Below are 789 nucleotides of genomic sequence, written 5' to 3'. Positions count from 1 at the left end.
AAAGTCGATTTGAAAAATCCGATTTGCAACTTTCAGAGCATTTGCCTGAAGTTGCAGCATGTATTTTTCTTACTAATTCTGATAATAGACAGCAACTATGGAATATTGTATCGAGCAAATTCGATTATCAAGAATTAGAACTCTTGATCGCTCAAACCTTTTCAAAAGAAGTATACCAATGGGATTTTTGTTATTTCTACGACTTATCAAGTTTTAATCCACGACAATATCTGCAAGCAAACTACGATTATATTGATTGGCCTTCTTTATCTGGTTCTAAGGCCCTAAATAAAGCCTTTAGATGGGACAAGTCTTTATTCAGTTATGAAGTCTGGTTAAAAGATATTTTAAAGATACTCAAGAACAAATCATATCGATGGGATTACAAGTCATTGTCAGGATTAGATAATATCAACTGGAATGACTCTATACTTAGCATTGAAACAGAAAAGTGGGATTGGGAATATTTATCAGAATTCAGTAGTTGTTTTAAAAAAGGCAAGGATTTTACAAAACGGTTCCGCAAATTCTCAAAGTACATAAGATATAGTATATTTTCAACGAGGACAGATGCTGAGATTACTGTAAAATTAGTTACTGAAACAATTGACGAAGAGTGGGATTGGGCTCTATTATCAGCAAATCGATCATTTATACTTTCAATAGATTTTATCAACAAATATAAAGAAAAGTCTTGGAATTGGGAGGCCCTATCAATTAGAAGCGATATTAAGTTCGAAAACGAAATTTTATTAGAACTATCCAATCAAAATTGGGATTGGGAGGCAC

General features: G+C 32.7%; 1 protein-coding gene. It reads left to right on the top strand.

What is annotated here, in order from left to right; translation table 11 throughout:
• A partial coding sequence (locus tag ACFQ2O_RS21935; RefSeq protein WP_377533104.1) for a hypothetical protein occupies nt 1-789 on the top strand: 789 nt, incomplete at both ends.

Source organism: Pontibacter rugosus (assembly GCF_042678745.1).
Lineage (GTDB): Bacteria > Bacteroidota > Bacteroidia > Cytophagales > Hymenobacteraceae > Pontibacter > Pontibacter rugosus.
The sequence above is the reverse complement of the archived record's forward strand: the minus strand, read 5'-3'. Positions and strand labels throughout refer to the sequence as shown.